13 protein-coding genes are annotated in these 13,659 nt (G+C 54.3%); 8 read left to right on the forward strand and 5 right to left on the reverse strand.

Going from position 1 to position 13,659, the window contains the following annotated elements; all coding sequences use genetic code 11:
- Positions 1–99 precede the first annotated feature (99 nt).
- From pstC to ABLV07_RS24465, 7 genes are all read left to right on the forward strand, one after another.
- Complete coding sequence (gene pstC / locus ABLV07_RS24435; protein ID WP_015703914.1) at positions 100–1,059, forward strand: phosphate ABC transporter permease PstC; 960 nt, start codon at positions 100–102, stop codon at positions 1,057–1,059.
- The gene (gene pstA / locus ABLV07_RS24440; RefSeq protein ID WP_015369014.1) at positions 1,059–1,949 is read left to right on the forward strand and encodes a phosphate ABC transporter permease PstA; all 891 of its coding nucleotides are present in this window, start codon (positions 1,059–1,061) and stop codon (positions 1,947–1,949) included. Before pstC ends, pstA begins: the two co-directional genes overlap by 1 nt.
- A 46-nt stretch (positions 1,950–1,995) precedes the next feature.
- Positions 1,996–2,769 carry a phosphate ABC transporter ATP-binding protein PstB gene (gene pstB / locus ABLV07_RS24445; protein ID WP_015369015.1) on the forward strand — a complete coding sequence of 258 codons (774 nt, stop codon included), beginning with the start codon at positions 1,996–1,998 and terminating at the stop codon, positions 2,767–2,769.
- 49 nt (positions 2,770–2,818) lie between these two features.
- Positions 2,819–3,544 carry a phosphate signaling complex protein PhoU gene (gene phoU / locus ABLV07_RS24450; protein WP_004145007.1) on the forward strand — a complete coding sequence of 242 codons (726 nt, stop codon included), beginning with the start codon at positions 2,819–2,821 and terminating at the stop codon, positions 3,542–3,544.
- A 477-nt stretch (positions 3,545–4,021) separates the two neighbouring features.
- Positions 4,022–5,656: a carbohydrate porin gene (locus ABLV07_RS24455; protein WP_045362088.1), complete on the forward strand. Its 1,635-nt coding sequence runs from the start codon at positions 4,022–4,024 to the stop codon at positions 5,654–5,656.
- 41 nt (positions 5,657–5,697) lie between these two features.
- Positions 5,698–6,864 carry an alpha/beta hydrolase-fold protein gene (locus ABLV07_RS24460; protein ID WP_230250271.1) on the forward strand — a complete coding sequence of 389 codons (1,167 nt, stop codon included), beginning with the start codon at positions 5,698–5,700 and terminating at the stop codon, positions 6,862–6,864.
- Positions 6,865–6,912: 48 nt separating this feature from the next.
- A complete protein-coding gene (locus ABLV07_RS24465; protein WP_048231459.1) occupies positions 6,913–7,632 on the forward strand; it encodes a glucosamine-6-phosphate deaminase in 720 nt (239 codons plus the stop codon).
- A 69-nt stretch (positions 7,633–7,701) separates the two neighbouring features.
- Here the strand turns inward: ABLV07_RS24465 and yieH are convergent, their stop codons facing one another.
- Positions 7,702–8,367 carry a 6-phosphogluconate phosphatase gene (yieH, locus tag ABLV07_RS24470; protein ID WP_032713001.1) on the reverse strand — a complete coding sequence of 222 codons (666 nt, stop codon included), beginning with the start codon at positions 8,365–8,367 and terminating at the stop codon, positions 7,702–7,704.
- A gap of 170 nt (positions 8,368–8,537) precedes the next feature.
- Between yieH and ABLV07_RS24475 the strand changes: the two genes are divergently transcribed.
- Positions 8,538–9,875: an NCS2 family permease gene (locus tag ABLV07_RS24475; protein WP_015369021.1), complete on the forward strand. Its 1,338-nt coding sequence runs from the start codon at positions 8,538–8,540 to the stop codon at positions 9,873–9,875.
- Positions 9,876–9,921: 46 nt separating this feature from the next.
- Here the strand turns inward: ABLV07_RS24475 and ABLV07_RS24480 are convergent, their stop codons facing one another.
- The 4 genes from ABLV07_RS24480 to ABLV07_RS24495 all read right to left on the reverse strand — a co-directional run bounded on the left by ABLV07_RS24480 (position 9,922) and on the right by ABLV07_RS24495 (position 13,532).
- A complete protein-coding gene (locus tag ABLV07_RS24480; protein ID WP_015369022.1) occupies positions 9,922–10,488 on the reverse strand; it encodes an NADPH-dependent FMN reductase in 567 nt (188 codons plus the stop codon).
- Between the two features lie 37 nt (positions 10,489–10,525).
- Positions 10,526–11,110, reverse strand: a complete 585-nt coding sequence (locus ABLV07_RS24485) for a hypothetical protein (protein ID WP_162378695.1) — start codon at positions 11,108–11,110, stop codon at positions 10,526–10,528.
- Positions 11,111–11,419: 309 nt separating this feature from the next.
- On the reverse strand, positions 11,420–12,379 hold the full coding sequence (gene yidZ, locus ABLV07_RS24490) for an HTH-type transcriptional regulator YidZ (protein WP_042894102.1): 960 nt from the start codon (positions 12,377–12,379) through the stop codon (positions 11,420–11,422).
- Entirely contained in the window at positions 12,348–13,532 is a 1,185-nt protein-coding gene (locus ABLV07_RS24495; protein ID WP_230250272.1) for an MFS transporter, read from the reverse strand. Before ABLV07_RS24495 ends, yidZ begins: the two co-directional genes overlap by 32 nt.
- Positions 13,533–13,659 lie beyond the last annotated feature (127 nt).

Consider the following 13,659-nt stretch of genomic DNA (forward strand, 5'->3'; position numbering starts at 1 on the left):
TAGCTTCCTGCAGCTCGAATTATTTCGGGTATAGCATTACCTTTGCCCGTAAGCTCAGTAAAATGCTGGCTTTTTGGGCCCGAACTTAAAGAGTAACCTATGGCTGCAACCAAGCCGGCATTCAACCCTCCGGGGAAAAAGGGTGACATGATCTTCAGCGCGCTGGTGAAACTGGCTGCGCTGATTGTGCTATTGATGCTGGGTGGCATCATCGTTTCCCTCATCATCTCTTCATGGCCAAGTATTCAGAAATTTGGCTTTTCCTTTTTGTGGACCAAAGAGTGGGATGCGCCGAATGAGATCTTCGGTGCGCTGGTACCAATTTACGGGACCCTGGTTACCTCAATTATCGCGTTGTTGATCGCCGTTCCGGTGAGCTTCGGCATCGCGCTGTTCCTGACTGAACTCTCCCCAGCCTGGCTAAAACGCCCGCTGGGTATTGCTATTGAGCTGCTGGCGGCGATCCCGAGTATCGTATACGGCATGTGGGGCCTGTTTATTTTCGCCCCGCTGTTTGCGACTTACTTCCAGGAACCAGTCGGCAACGTCCTTTCGACGATCCCGTTTGTCGGCGCGCTGTTTGCCGGCCCGGCGTTCGGTATCGGCATCCTGGCGGCCGGCGTCATTCTGGCCATCATGATCATTCCTTATATCGCCGCCGTAATGCGTGACGTCTTCGAGCAGACGCCGGTGATGATGAAAGAGTCCGCATATGGGATCGGCTGCACCACGTGGGAGGTAATTTGGCGCATCGTGCTGCCGTTCACCAAAAACGGGGTGATTGGCGGCGTCATGCTCGGCCTGGGCCGCGCGCTGGGTGAAACCATGGCCGTCACCTTTATTATCGGTAACACCTATCAGCTCGACAGCGCTTCACTGTATATGCCGGGCAACAGTATTACCTCGGCGCTGGCCAATGAATTCGCGGAAGCGGAAAGCGGCCTGCACGTAGCGGCGCTGATGGAACTGGGTCTGATCCTGTTCGTTATCACCTTTATCGTTCTGGCCGCGTCGAAGTTCATGATTATGCGTCTCGCTAAGAACGAGGGGGCACGCTAATGGCAACGATCGAATTGCAAACCACCGCCGCGCTGGCGGAATCCCGTCGCAAGATGCAGGCTAAGCGCCGCCTGAAGAACCGCATCGCCCTGACCCTGTCGATGGCGACCATGGCGTTTGGCCTCTTCTGGCTTATCTGGATCCTGATGTCGACCATTACGCGTGGCATCGACGGCATGAGTCTGGCGCTGTTTACCGAAATGACGCCGCCGCCGAATACCGCGGGCGGCGGTCTGGCGAACGCCCTGGCGGGCAGCGGCCTGCTGATCCTGTGGGCGACCGTTTTTGGTACGCCGCTTGGCATCATGGCCGGTATCTATCTGGCGGAGTACGGCAGAAAGTCGGTACTGGCGGAAATCATCCGCTTTATTAACGATATTCTGCTTTCCGCGCCATCTATCGTCGTGGGGCTGTTCGTCTACACCATCGTGGTGGCGCAGATGCAGCACTTCTCCGGCTGGGCGGGCGTTATCGCGCTGGCGCTGCTGCAGGTGCCAATCGTGATTCGTACCACTGAAAACATGCTGAAGCTGGTGCCGGATAGCCTGCGTGAAGCAGCCTATGCGCTGGGGACGCCGAAATGGAAGATGATTTCCGCGATCACCCTTAAGGCGTCGGTATCCGGCATTATGACCGGTATCCTGCTGGCCATTGCCCGTATCGCCGGGGAGACGGCGCCGCTGCTGTTCACCGCGCTCTCCAACCAGTTCTGGAGCACCGATATGATGCAGCCGATCGCCAACCTGCCGGTGACCATTTTTAAATTTGCCATGAGTCCGTTCGCGGAATGGCAGCAACTGGCATGGGCCGGGGTATTGATTATCACCCTGTGCGTCTTGCTGCTGAATATTCTGGCGCGCGTTGTCTTCGCGAAGAAGAAACACGGTTAATTTTTGCGGCGCGGCCTAAGCGGCGCCGAATGAGGAAGAGATTGAGATGAGTATGGTGAACGCGAATCCGGGTAAAATTTCAGTTCGTGACCTGAACTTCTACTACGGCAAATTCCATGCCCTGAAGAACATCAACCTGGATATCGCTAAGAACCAGGTGACGGCGTTTATCGGCCCGTCAGGCTGCGGTAAATCCACTCTGCTGCGTACGTTCAACAAGATGTTTGAGCTGTACCCGGAGCAGCGTGCAGAAGGCGAAATTCTGCTGGATGGCGACAATATTCTCACCAATACCCAGGATATCGCGCTGCTGCGCGCGAAAGTAGGGATGGTATTCCAGAAGCCGACTCCGTTCCCGATGTCTATCTACGACAACATCGCCTTCGGCGTGCGTCTGTTCGAGAAGCTGTCGCGCGCCGATATGGACGAGCGCGTACAGTGGGCGTTGACCAAAGCCGCATTATGGAATGAAACCAAAGATAAACTGCACCAGAGCGGGTATTCTCTCTCCGGTGGTCAGCAGCAGCGTCTGTGTATCGCCCGCGGTATCGCGATTCGCCCGGAAGTGCTGCTGCTCGATGAACCTTGCTCAGCGCTGGACCCGATCTCCACCGGGCGCATCGAGGAACTTATCACCGAGCTGAAGCAGGATTACACCGTCGTTATCGTTACCCACAACATGCAGCAGGCTGCGCGTTGTTCCGACCATACGGCATTTATGTATCTCGGCGAGCTGATTGAATTCAGCAACACGGACGATCTGTTTACCAAGCCCGCTAAGAAGCAAACTGAAGATTATATTACTGGCCGCTACGGTTGATTGCCCTTCTGCTTTCAGGTGCTAACCCGATGGGCAATCAGGAGACATCATGGATAACTTAAATCTTAATAAACATATTTCCGGCCAGTTCAACGCCGAACTGGAGTACATTCGCACCCAGGTAATGACCATGGGTGGGCTGGTGGAGCAACAGCTTTCTGATGCGATCACCGCGATGCACAATCAGGACAGCGATCTGGCGAAGCGCGTAATCGATGGCGACAAGCAGGTCAATATGATGGAAGTGGCGATCGACGAGGCCTGCGTGCGCATCATCGCTAAACGTCAGCCGACCGCCAGCGACCTGCGACTGGTGATGGCGATCATCAAGACTATCGCCGAGCTGGAACGTATTGGCGACGTGGCGGATAAAATCTGCCGTACCGCGCTGGAGAAGTTTTCCCAGCAGCACCAACCGCTGCTGGTGAGCCTGGAGTCGCTAGGCCGCCATACCGTACAGATGCTGCATGATGTGCTGGATGCCTTTGCGCGTATGGATCTTGATGAAGCGGTACGTATCTATCGCGAAGACAAGAAAGTCGATCAGGAATATGAAGGCATCGTGCGTCAACTGATGACCTATATGATGGAAGATTCACGTACTATTCCGAGCGTCCTGACCGCATTATTCTGCGCGCGCTCCATCGAGCGTATCGGCGATCGCTGCCAGAATATCTGCGAATATATTTTCTACTTCGTTAAAGGCCAGGATTTCCGTCACGTAGGCGGCGACGAACTGGATAAACTGCTCGCGGGTAAAGATCCGAAAGAGTAAAAATCATGGTGGCCGATTCTGGTAAAGGAAATTATCAGAATCGACTATGATTTTGCGCATCTCTGAAATATTGCTGCGATTATCGTCACAATTAATACTCTGGCTATTTGAGTTTTAAATTTTCTCGCGTAACAATCCTTCTCACTGACTGAGCGCTGAAGCTCAGATGGTTAAAATGGATTGTTACTGCGACAGCAGGCAAAACCTGATATTGCCCCAGGCGGCGATGTCAGGTTTTTTGTTTTAGACGCTGAATGGTTTGCTGATAAGGGTTGCTACCGCAATGAGCGGGCAAAACCTGAAGAGGATTATCTGTTAATGCAGATGGTCTCCTTCAGGTTTTTTTTTTGCCACTTATTCGGCATGAAAATAAAAGCTGCAGTTACGTGGAATGGTATTAATACAGTTTATTAAAAACATAACGCTATTTATTCATTACGTGTTTCATTTACGCCAATGCTTATATAAGGGATTATTATGATTAGAAGAAATATGATCGCTTCAGCGATGGTTTTGCTGGCGCCGCTTTCTTATTCAACAAATCTTATTGCCGGACAGCTTACGGTTGAACAACGATTGGCGCTTCTGGAAAAAGCGCTTCAGGACACGCAAAAAGAACTCAAGAAATATCAGGATCAGGAGAAAAAAAGAAACCAGGTTTGGGCCGCCTGGTCGCAACCGGTAAATAGCCAGAAGAGCCAGAGTGCGAAAGCGCCTACGGCGACCCAAGCGGCCGTTAAGCCAGACGCGGTACTGGTCAAAAATGAACAGCCGGCGCAGGGCGGTGAGCCAGCCTATAGCGCCATGACGCTGAAAGATTTTAGCAAATTCGTGAAAGATGAAATTGGCTTTAGCTATAACGGCTATTACCGTTCTGGCTGGGGAACTGCCTCGCACGGCTCGCCAAAATCGTGGGCCATCGGCTCGCTTGGCCGTTTGGGTAACGAGTATTCCGGCTGGTTTGATTTACAGCTTAAACAGCGCGTTTTTCAGGAAGGCGACAAACGTGTGGACGCCATCGTGATGCTCGATGGCAACGTGGGTCAGCAATATTCTGCCGGCTGGTTTGGCGACAACGCCGGCGGCGAAAACTACCTTCAGTTCTCGGATATGTACGTCAACACCAAAGGCTTTTTGCCGTTTGCCCAGGAAGCGGATTTTTGGGTCGGTAAGCACGGTGCGCCGAAAATCGAGATCCAGATGCTGGACTGGAAAACACAAAGAACCGATGCGGCAGCTGGCGTAGGGCTTGAAAACTGGAAAGTGGGCGCCGGTAAATTTGATATCGCGCTGGTGCGCGAAGATATTGATGATTACGACCGCTCTTTGACTAATAAGCAGCAAATTAATACCAATACCCTGGATGTGCGTTACAAAGATATTCCGCTGTGGGACAAAGCCTCGCTGATGGTCAGCGGGCGCTATGTCGCCGCCAATCAAAGCTCATCAGAGAAATATAAAGAGGGGAATGAAGGTTACTACCAATGGAAAGATACCTGGATGGTGGGAACTTCGTTAACGCAGAAATTTGATAACGGCGGCTTTAACGAGTTCTCATTATTACTGGCGAATAACTCCATCGCCAGCAGCTTCTCGCGCTATGCCGGTTCGAGCCCGTATACCACCAATAATGGGCGCTATTATGGCGATCATACCAACGGCACCGCCGTGCGCTTAACCTCGCAGGGGGAAACCTATTTGCGTGATGATGTCATTATGGCGAATGCAATCGTCTACTCATTTGGTAATGACGTCTATAGCTACGAAACCGGCGCCCATTCAGATTTTGAATCTATTCGCGCCGTGGTTCGCCCGGCATATATCTGGAATAAATATAATCAGACCGGCGTTGAGTTGGGCTACTTCAAACAGCAGAACAAAGATGTGACGGGCAAGAAATATAACGAATCCGGTTATAAGACCACCTTATTCCATACCTTCAAAGTTAATACCAGTATGCTGACCTCGCGCCCGGAAATCCGTTTTTATGCGACTTATATTAAAGCCGAAGATATCGACCTGGATAAGGCCGCTAACAATACCACCGCGGTTTTTGAAGATGGCAAGAACGACCAATTCGCACTCGGCGCGCAGGCCGAAATTTGGTGGTAAGGCCGCAAGCGCCTGCTCATAAAAACGTAAAAGGAATCAAGATGAAACGACATGCAATCTACTTCACCCTGGCGCTGGCTGGCGCCACATTTACGGCGCACGCCGCGCCGCTGCCGACGACGCCTGATGCCGCCATTCCTGTCAGCCAATATATTACTCAGGTGAATACGGATAACAGTGTGACTTTCCGGTTATTTGCCCCCGATGCCAGGCGCGTTTCCGTCGTCACGGGGTCGACGCCGGATACCTTTGTCTCTCATGACATGACCAAAGATACCCAGGGCATATGGACGTGGAAGAGCGATCGCCTGGCCGCCAATCTTTATGAGTACTACTTCGACGTGGACGGTTTTCGTTCTGTCGATACCGGCAGCCGTTATCAGAAGCCGCAGCGCCAGGTGAATACCAGCCTGATCCTGGTGCCCGGCAGCATTCTTGACGATCGGGCAGTCCCGCACGGCGATCTGCGTACCGTCACCTACCATTCGACGGCGCTTAAGTCAGAACGCCGCGTCTACGTCTGGACGCCGCCGGGCTATAACGGCAGCGGCGAACCGTTGCCGGTGCTCTATTTCTACCACGGTTTTGGCGATAGCGGCCTGTCGGCCATCGATCAGGGACGCATTCCGCAAATGATGGATAACCTGCTGGCGGAGGGCAAAATCAAGCCGATGCTGGTGGTGGTGCCGGATACCGAAACCGATATTCCACAAGCGATCGCGGAAAACTTCCCGCCGCAGGAGCGGCGTAAAAATTTCTATCCACTCAATGCGAAAGCCGCAGACAACGAATTGATGCACGACATCATTCCGCTGATCGATTCCCGATTTAACGTGCGTAAAGATGCCGACGGCCGGGCGCTGGCAGGGCTGTCGCAGGGCGGTTACCAGGCGCTGGTGTCCGGGATGAACCATCTTGAGAGCTTCGGGTGGCTTGCCACCTTTAGCGGGGTTACGACAACCACGGTTCCCGATGCTGGCGTGGAGGCGCAGTTGAATAACCCTGACGCTATCAATAAGCAACTGCGTAACTTTACGCTGGTGGTTGGCGAAAAAGACTCCGTCACTGGCAAAGATATTGCCGGCCTGAAAAGCGAACTGGAAAAGCAGAAGATCAAATTTGATTACCACTCTTATCCTGGCCTGAATCATGAAATGGACGTCTGGCGTCCGGCCTATGCCGAGTTTGTGCAAAAGCTCTTTAAATAACCGTCAGGGGCATGGCGCCCCCTGTCTCAACCAGTAAAGGAAGATGAGATGAAATTGATTGTGACGGAAGATTATGAAGAGATGAGCCTGGTCGCCAGCCATCATCTTTTAGGCTATATCACGGTGCCGCGACGGATGAATCTGGCGGTGACGGCGGGGAGTACGCCAAAGCGCATGTATGAGCATTTGACCGCCGCCATCAAAGGGAAATCATTCTATGATCGGGTTCACTATTACAACTTTGATGAGATTCCTTTTCGCGGCCAGCAGCGTGAAGGGGTGACGATTTCCAACCTGCGCCAGCTGTTTTTTACTCCAGCGCAAATCAAAGAAGAGAACATCCATAAATTGACACTGGAGAACGCGGCTCAACACGATCGCCGCCTCGAAGAGGCCGGCGGTCTTGACCTGGTCGTGCTGGGGCTGGGTGCCGACGGCCATTTTTGCGGCAACCTGCCGAACACTACACGTTTTCATGATGAGACGGTCGAAGTACCGATTCAGGGGGAGCTGATTGGCATTGTCGCGAACGGCGAAATGGGGGGCGATTTCAATGTGGTGCCGGATAGCTATGTCACCATGGGGCCGAAAAGCGTGATGGCGGCAAAAAACCTGCTGCTGATTGTCAGCGGCGCGGCAAAGGCGCAAGCGCTAAAGCAGGTGGTGGAAGGCCCGGTCAGCGAACTGGTGCCGGCCTCTGTACTCAAGTTGCACCCTTCGTTGGTGATTATTGCTGATAAAGCGGCTGCGGCGGAATTGCAGCACTAAAAAGCCGCTGGCCAGCGGGGCTACCGTTGTGACCAACCGTAGCCCGACCGAGCGTAGCGACGTCGGGTCTTAACGAGTAATATCCCAGCCACGCGCTCTCCACAATGCCGGCAGCTCAGCTAAATCGGTAAAGGTCGTTACTTTCGGATGATCGATCGGTTGGTTGTGCGGGTCGGCGCAGAAGTAAAAGACTTCCATACCCGCGGCGATCCCTGATTGGGCTCCCGCGCTGGAATCATCGACCAGAATACAGTTTTCGACTTGTACCTGCATGGCCTCTGCCGCATGGAACATCAGCGCCGGGTCGGGTTTCCAGCGCTGAATGTCGTAACCGCTGTACAGCCGGTCTGGGAAGTGGTGCAGCATCTGCGTTCTACCGAGCGAATGCTGCATTTTACTGACCGGGCCATTCGACACCACGCACATGGGGATCTTCACCGCGTCCAGCAGCGCAGCGGCGCCGGGGATGACCTCCAGCTCGCTATCGAACAGACGGGCGACTTCGGCGCGATACACCGGCTCCAGAGTCTCTTTCTGCAGGTTAACGCCATATTCAGCGTTGATGGTGTCGATAATCTCGTACAGCTTAACGCCCTTGAAGCGCTTAAAAATTTCGGCTAAATCCAGCGTAATACCGAATTCCTGAAACATGTGAACATAGGCGCGTGAGCAAATCACCTCGCTATCGACCAGCGTGCCGTCACAATCGAAAAATACTGCTTGTGGTTGGGTCATACTCTTTCCAGTTTAACAAGTTTAACGTTTTCGTAATGCTCAATGCCGCGACGCAATCGTTGCCGTATAAGCAAAATAAATGAAAAAAATTACCATACAACCGCGCCTGGTGCCGTAATTTGGTATAGGATAGCCTCGAATTTTCCCTCCTTTACGTTCGGAAACCGATAATGAGTCAACAACCAACCAGCCAGTCTTCTGGCCAGGGTCTGCTGGAGCGCGTATTTAAACTGCGCGAGCACGGCACCACGGTGCGCACTGAAGCGATCGCCGGTTTCACCACGTTCCTGACGATGGTCTACATCGTCTTCGTGAACCCACAAATTCTTGGCGTGGCGGGTATGGATACCAGCGCTGTCTTTGTGACCACCTGTCTGATCGCTGCCTTCGGCAGCATTCTGATGGGTCTGTTCGCGAATCTGCCGGTGGCGCTGGCGCCAGCGATGGGTCTGAATGCCTTCTTTGCCTTCGTGGTAGTTCAGGCGATGGGCCTGCCGTGGCAGGTGGGTATGGGCGCGATTTTCTGGGGCGCCGTTGGCCTGCTGCTGCTGACCCTCTTCCGCGTACGCTACTGGATGATTGCCAATATCCCGGTGAGCCTGCGCGTGGGTATCACCAGCGGTATCGGGCTGTTTATCGGCATGATGGGCCTGAAGAACGCCGGCGTTATCGTGGCGAACCAGGACACGTTGGTCAGCATCGGCAACCTGACTTCCCACAGCGTGCTGCTGGGCGTGCTCGGATTCTTTATTATCGCTATCCTGGCATCGCGTAATATTCATGCCGCCGTGCTGGTCTCCATCGTCGTCACCACCCTGTTGGGCTGGATGCTCGGCGATGTGCACTATACCGGCATCGTCTCCGCGCCGCCGAGCGTGACCTCGGTTGTGGGTCAGGTCGATCTGGCCGGTTCGCTGAACCTTGGCCTGGCGGGCGTGATCTTCTCGTTCATGCTGGTTAACCTGTTCGACTCCTCCGGCACCCTGATTGGCGTCACCGATAAAGCCGGGCTGGCAGATGCGCAGGGTAAATTCCCACGCATGAAGCAGGCGTTGTTCGTCGATAGCGTGTCGTCTGTTGCCGGCTCCTTTATTGGCACCTCTTCGGTTACGGCCTATATCGAATCCTCCTCCGGCGTTTCGGTTGGCGGGCGTACTGGCCTGACCGCCGTTGTCGTAGGTATCCTGTTCCTGCTGGTCATCTTCCTGTCGCCGCTGGCGGGGATGGTTCCGGCCTATGCCGCCGCTGGGGCGCTGATTTACGTTGGCGTGCTGATGACCTCAAGCCTGGCGCGCGTGAAGTGGGATGACCTGACGGAAGCGGTACCGGCGTTTATCACCGCGGTGATGATGCCGTTCAGCTTCTCGATCACCGAAGGTATCGCCCTGGGCTTTATTTCCTACTGCGTGATGAAGATTGGTACCGGCCGTCTGCGTGAACTCAGCCCGTGCGTGATCATCGTTTCGCTGCTGTTCGTGCTGAAAATTGTCTTTATCGATGCGCATTGATCCGCACGCATGATGAAATGGCCCGGCATCGCTGCCGGGCTTTTTTTTATGCTTTAACCCGCTGAATATAATCGCCAAAGGCGGTCAACTGGCCGCGCAGATGGTCCAGTGTGCTCTGATCGACCACTTCACCCGCCTGCGGATCGACTTTGTTCTGAATCACACCGCCCATAAATTCCGGCTTGTTCATGACCATCGCATCGAGGAAGACCAGAATCTGGCGTAGATGATACTGGCAGCGGGCCCCGCCGATGGCGCCCATGGAGCTGGTCTGGATCAGCACCGGCTTACCGGCCAGCGGCTGTTCCGGCAGACGCGAGAGCCAGTCGATAGCGTTCTTCAGACCGCCGGGTACCGAGTAGTTATATTCCGGAGTAACGATCACCACGCCATCCGCTTCGCGGATTTGTTTCGCGATCGCCTGCACGCTCTGCGGGAACCCCTCTTCCTGTTGGATATCGGCATCGTACAGCGGGATATCGCCGATCGACGGCAGCGCGGAGATTTCCATGCCCGCAGGCGCAATGCCCGGCAGCGTGCGCGCAACCATGGCATTAAAAGAACCTTTGCGTAGACTTCCGAGTAACGTAACAACTTTCAACGTATCAGACATGAGTGCTCCTTTGCATCATGATGGCCGGCTAAACCGGTCAGTTGAGGGAGAATACTTTTTCTACCGGTAAGCTGGTAAAGCGCATCAGGCGCGCGTCAGTCTCTTTGGCGCGCGTTTGCGCATCAGGCAGGCAGCGCCAGCCCTCTTTACTATCATATTCCCAGACCTTCAGCGGCCCGATATTCGGGGTGACGGCGATTGACCACACCAGCAACGTTTCAGCATCACAGATGGCTTCAATCGATTGGGTGCCAGCGGTACGCAGGCGACCAGACCCCGGCAGCAGTTGTACTCGCACGGGGGCTTCACCGGTGAGCTTCAGCACGCTGCGGCGCAGCGCCACCAGTTGGGCGCGGGCTTCATCCGGATCGTGCTGGATGTTAATCCATAAATTCTCATTGCTATTGAAGACATAGCGATCGGCGGCATGTAGCGGATGGACGCCACGCGAGGCATGCTGCAGTTCCATATCGAGACCGCAGTCACCTTCGGTCGTCAGCGCTACGCCGACGATATTCCCGGCATAAGAGATGGAAAAGCGGGGAAGGTGGGGATCGCGAAATACGGGCCGTCCATTGGGTTCGCTGATGATTTCCGGCAGCTCGCCGATACCATAAAGCATGAAAAGCAGTTCTGCGAGCAGCGAACGCGAGGCGCGATAGCGGCTCTGTCGGTATTCGGGTAGGTTACGTGCGGATTGATGACATGCCGCCGACAAACGCGTCGATAGCGGCTCCCTGGTGTTGAGTATCCCTCTTGCAAAATGCGTTGCCATTCGTCGCTCCGTGATTAATGGTCAGAGATAAAAATTGTGAATGATATTATCGCTCACAATGAGCAGGTTTTAATGCGGAAATTCTTCCTTGAGAAGGGATAATGTCTGACTTTTACAATTTCTTGCGCAACAACGTGAGGATGATGGGCAATTTCCCTACAGCGTATTGGAATAGAGCTGTTTAAGGGTCTCTCTGAGCCATACGATCTTTGGATTATAGCTATTACGCTTATGCCACAGCAGGGTGAACGGCACGCGCATTTTTTCCAGTAGCTGCGGCTCCAGCGGCAGCGGGCGCGATACCAGCGGCAGATGATGCTGCTGATTATAGTGCTGACAATAGCGCGGCGCGGTGGCTATCATGGTGTGATTCGGCTGTGCCGCCATAAACAGCGACTGCTCAAAGCCGGGTAGGGTCAGGGCAACGGTCCGTTTGTGGCCCAGGTCATGCAGCACATCATCCAGCGCCCAGGTATCGCTTTGTTCCCAGCAGATATTGATGTGCGGATAGCGCAGGAAAGCCGCCAGGTTCCACTCTTCATTGAGCGCCGGATGATCGGCGCGCAGCCACACCTGCGGCAGGTCGCTAAACAGGACATCAAAATCGATATACCACGGCAGCAGGCTCAGCTGTTCGCGCGAACGCGGATGGGTTTCCTTGCCGCAAAAACCGATATCAACCTCACCACGAATGATGGCATCCAGCGAGTCGTAATCCCAGTTGCGTAAACGGATCAGCGCTTGTGGATAACGTTGATAAATTTGCTGGGAGAGGGTGTTGAGCAGGATCATCAGTAGCGGTGATTCTGCCGCCAGCTCGAACTTCAGGCCGCTTGGCATGGTGTGGTGCGGTTTATCGAGGATCTGATTGCCCATCTGCATCCAGTCGGCAAGATCCTGCTCCATGTTGCTCATTAACGGCGTTGGCGCCAGCCCTAGCGGTGTTTTAACAAACAGCGGATCGTCAAACCAGGTGCGTAACTTGGCCAATGATTTACTCACCGCCGACGGCGAAACGTTCATCCGTTTCGCCGTGCGGGTGACGCTGCGCTCCTGGGTCAGAAGCTGCAGACATAACAGTAAGTTAAGATCGAGACTCGACAGGGATTTCTTCATTATCTTGCGTCGCGCGCGCCGGTGAGACGACCAGTATCAGAACAATACTGACTATGCTACAGGCAATGAGTATCCCGATCAGCATATTCATGGCGCTCAGCCCGATGATAGCCGCCAGCCAAATCCACAGCGAAGAACCACAGACCTGAGCGATGCCGAGGGCGGAGCTGGCGACGCCCGCCCGCAGCGTGAAAGGCCCCAACGCCTGGCTCATCGCGACGCCAAAGCCGACCGAGAAACCCGCGCAGATCATACCTAATCCCAGCATGGTGATGGGCTGGCTGTCGGCGAGGCTCAATACCACGCCAGCGATAAGGAACAACGTCTGCGAGGTCAGCATCAGGGTACGTGGTTTAAACAGCGTCAGAGCGAACGGCGTGGAGAACGACACGGCCATGCTGACCATCGCCATCAGCGCCATCGCCATTGAATAAGTTCCGCGGTCGAAACCCATCTCTTCCATCATCAGCACCGGAGAGACGTTCACGTAGGTCAGAATTGCGGTGACGCTAAGAGTCGTAATGACTATGCGGCTAAGGAAAAACCGGTTTAGCAGCGATTCAGCAGTGGCATTATGCTGTGCGCCTGCCTGCGGATGCGTTGTCGGGCGCGTCTCGCGCAGCATAACCACCGACAATAACCCTACCATCACCCCCATGCCTGTCATGGTGTAGAACAGGCTCTGCCACGGATATTTCAACATGATCAGATGGCCAAGTACCGGCGCGAGAACGGGAATGATGCAGGTAATGCCATTAAGCAGCGACAGTACCTTGGCGCGGCGGCGCTCGTCCAGCGTATCGCGCAGAACGGCAAAAGCGACGACGTAGCAGCTTCCCGCGCCGATCCCCTGGATAAAGCGGCCGATCAGGAAATGCGTGCTGTTATGCGCCTGCGAGCACAGTAGCGAGGCCAGTATGAAGGTGATGGCGCCGAAAATCGCGACCGGTTTACGCCCGGATTTATCCGCCGCGCGCCCGGCAAAAAGCATCGCGGTAGCCATACCGGCTAAATAGACCGAAAAGGCGATATGCAGCTGCGCCTCGCTGGCGCCAAGATCCTGGGCGATGCGCGGTAGGCCGACCAGATACATATCAATGCCGGATGGATAGAGCAGTACCAATGCGAAACTGCAGATAAGAAAGCGTGCCATAGGACCCTCGCAATAAGAATGGCGTACAGCATAGTGGCTAACGCCAGGGAGTACGAGTTGCCATTTGGACAACACTCTTTTCCTGAAAGGAAAAACAGTTGATTGCTTCACAGAGTTGATGTGATTA

This window comes from Klebsiella sp. CN_Kp097 (genome assembly GCF_040064495.1).
GTDB lineage: Bacteria > Pseudomonadota > Gammaproteobacteria > Enterobacterales > Enterobacteriaceae > Klebsiella > Klebsiella aerogenes.

Excerpts from the sequence above, each read along its gene's own strand:
- phoU (WP_004145007.1), top strand. The coding sequence starts at position 2,819 with ATGGATAACTTAAATCTTAATAAACATATTTCCGGCCAGTTCAACGCC.
- ABLV07_RS24465 (WP_048231459.1), top strand. The coding sequence starts at position 6,913 with ATGAAATTGATTGTGACGGAAGATTATGAAGAGATGAGCCTGGTCGCC.
- pstB (WP_015369015.1), top strand. The coding sequence starts at position 1,996 with ATGAGTATGGTGAACGCGAATCCGGGTAAAATTTCAGTTCGTGACCTG.
- ABLV07_RS24485 (WP_162378695.1), bottom strand. The coding sequence starts at position 11,110 with ATGCTTTATGGTATCGGCGAGCTGCCGGAAATCATCAGCGAACCCAAT.
- ABLV07_RS24460 (WP_230250271.1), top strand. The coding sequence starts at position 5,698 with ATGAAACGACATGCAATCTACTTCACCCTGGCGCTGGCTGGCGCCACA.
- ABLV07_RS24475 (WP_015369021.1), top strand. The coding sequence starts at position 8,538 with ATGAGTCAACAACCAACCAGCCAGTCTTCTGGCCAGGGTCTGCTGGAG.
- pstC (WP_015703914.1), top strand. The coding sequence starts at position 100 with ATGGCTGCAACCAAGCCGGCATTCAACCCTCCGGGGAAAAAGGGTGAC.
- pstA (WP_015369014.1), top strand. The coding sequence starts at position 1,059 with ATGGCAACGATCGAATTGCAAACCACCGCCGCGCTGGCGGAATCCCGT.
- yieH (WP_032713001.1), bottom strand. The coding sequence starts at position 8,367 with ATGACCCAACCACAAGCAGTATTTTTCGATTGTGACGGCACGCTGGTC.
- yidZ (WP_042894102.1), bottom strand. The coding sequence starts at position 12,379 with ATGAAGAAATCCCTGTCGAGTCTCGATCTTAACTTACTGTTATGTCTG.
- ABLV07_RS24455 (WP_045362088.1), top strand. The coding sequence starts at position 4,022 with ATGATTAGAAGAAATATGATCGCTTCAGCGATGGTTTTGCTGGCGCCG.
- ABLV07_RS24480 (WP_015369022.1), bottom strand. The coding sequence starts at position 10,488 with ATGTCTGATACGTTGAAAGTTGTTACGTTACTCGGAAGTCTACGCAAA.
- ABLV07_RS24495 (WP_230250272.1), bottom strand. The coding sequence starts at position 13,532 with ATGGCACGCTTTCTTATCTGCAGTTTCGCATTGGTACTGCTCTATCCA.